This window comes from Geobacillus sp., from assembly GCF_017515625.1.
Taxonomy (GTDB): Bacteria; Bacillota; Bacilli; order Bacillales; family Anoxybacillaceae; genus Geobacillus; species Geobacillus stearothermophilus.
This window is the reverse complement of record NZ_JAFWFM010000140.1, coordinates 1-1,860: the sequence shown is the minus strand read 5'-3', so window position 1 is coordinate 1,860 and position 1,860 is coordinate 1. Positions and strand designations below refer to the sequence as shown.

Sequence of the window (1,860 nt, the reverse complement as noted above, 5' to 3'; positions counted from 1 at the left end):
TTATGTCGCCCCAGATAGGAGCATTACCGCTCTTTTGGGTCAGCCCTTTTTCATATGGCTAGTCCGGGATCGGTCATTGGAAACGGCTTCTAGAAGGACGGGGATTTTATGGAAACAGCGGCCCGATGGTTGGCATGAAACGCGAACGTGGCGCGTACGATGGCAATACAAGCGGCAAAAAAGCTTCACAAACAGAAAAAAGCTCATTATAATAGCAACAAAGAGAAAGGAAGGGGATGGGAAAACATGGCAAGATCGTTTTATCGTTACTTATTGCGCTTCCGCCACGGGTGTGAAGAAGATCCAATCGTCCGGTTTGCGAACGGGGCGTACGATGACCACAGCTTTCCAAAAGGATCGGCCGACTACGAGGAGCTCAGCGGGTATTTGGAGGTGCATGGCGATTATTTGGAAAGCATGGTTCTCTTTGATGAACTATGGGAGCAGTTTTTACACGAAGCATAACATGGAAGAGGGTTTTGCTCTGAATATTGACAGCGATTTCAATCGTTTTTCCGCGCTGGCAAAGGTGTCCACCCTTGTATGCATGCATATACTATACTAACCATTTGTTCAACAAGGGTGGGAGATGCCAATGAGCGCGCCGAAACGCCCGAAATTTTCTGTCGGCGATATCGTTGTCAATACATTGTACGGAACAGTCGGAACCGTCACCGATATTCAGCAAGTAGACGGCACGTTTTTGTACGAAATCAACCATGGCCATAGCCTGTTTGCTGAGCAGACGCTCGTGTTGTTGTCTGAATTTACCGGCGATTTGTGGATTGCCGAAGAAATTGAAATTGAGCTGCCGTTTTTCCTTGGCGAAATTGTCCGCGTCCACGATTATGGCGGCCAATTGTTCAAAGTCGTTGGAGTGCGGACAGAAATTTACCGCTATTATGGGGAAGGATGGGAAGAGACGATTTATGAATTGAAACGGCTGACGGACGGCTGGGAAATTGAAGTCCATCTAGAAGATATGATTCCGCTGGCCGATGGGGACGAAACGTCCGTCACGCTCGTGCAAGATATCGTGATCGCCGCGCCGATGAAGGCCTCGATCGCGCTGCCGTCCGCCGGCGAAAAGAGTGGGCCGTCGGTTGACGACCTGCTTGATATGTACAATGACTACAAAGCGCTGTATGAATGGTTCGGCGATGACCAATACAAACGAATGATGGAAACGGTTGTTCAACGGTTGCAAACGATTGTAAACTACCATAATAAGAACTGACAAAGAACAAAGAGAAAGTAGGGAATGCCGGCGAAGAGGACGAACGCAGCCATTCTGTTAACAATTGTTTCCATTATTTTATCTGCAATCGTCAGCTTGTCCATTTTGTTCCGCCTCCGTATTTTTTTGTTTTATTGGTACATATGGTATGAAGGAAGCGGAAAAAGTAGTACAACATGATTTTTGACATAAAACGGAAGGCGGCGACATACAACATTACAAAGGGGGCGAGATGGAGTGAAGGAGATTGAAGTGATTATTGATACGGAGGAGATCGCCGAATTTTTTTACCTACAACTCATCCGCCGCGGCCTTGTGCCGACGCAGGAGGAACTGGAAGAGCTCGCGGATATTACGTTTGACTATTTGCTGGAAAAATGCATTATCGACGAAGAGATTGATGTCGACGACGAGTAACCGTCGTCGTTTTTACAATTACTCGGCCGCCGCGATGGCGGCCGCTTTCATCATGGCCAAATGCCGCTCGTAGCGGTCGGTCATCTCGCCTGAGGCCGGAAGCGGAAGCGTCTCGAGCGCCCGCATGATCGTGTCGTCGGTGAACCAGTCGCGCCGATCGTCAAAAGAATGGGTGAGATCCGGCCAAGCTGCCTCAAGACGGGGGC

The 1,860-nt window shown here is 48.9% G+C and carries 3 protein-coding genes and 1 pseudogene; 3 read left to right on the top strand and 1 reads right to left on the bottom strand.

Features of this window, described 5'->3' with window-relative positions:
* Positions 1-246: 246 nt before the first annotated feature.
* The 3 genes from IKE44_RS08510 (at position 247) to IKE44_RS08500 (ending at position 1,654) form a co-directional block, all read left to right on the top strand.
* Entirely contained in the window at positions 247-465 is a 219-nt protein-coding gene (locus tag IKE44_RS08510; RefSeq protein WP_033015279.1) for a YozE family protein, read from the top strand.
* Positions 466-595: 130 nt separating this feature from the next.
* The gene (locus IKE44_RS08505) at positions 596-1,237 is read left to right on the top strand and encodes a hypothetical protein (RefSeq protein WP_287465625.1); all 642 of its coding nucleotides are present in this window, start codon (positions 596-598) and stop codon (positions 1,235-1,237) included.
* Positions 1,238-1,474: 237 nt separating this feature from the next.
* Positions 1,475-1,654, top strand: coding sequence for a YozD family protein (locus IKE44_RS08500; RefSeq protein WP_287465623.1), 180 nt, complete (start codon positions 1,475-1,477; stop codon positions 1,652-1,654).
* An 18-nt stretch (positions 1,655-1,672) separates the two neighbouring features.
* On the opposite strand, the pseudogene IKE44_RS08495 reads toward IKE44_RS08500, so the two are convergent.
* Positions 1,673-1,860, bottom strand: a pseudogene (locus IKE44_RS08495) (DUF2515 family protein); the annotation flags it as partial.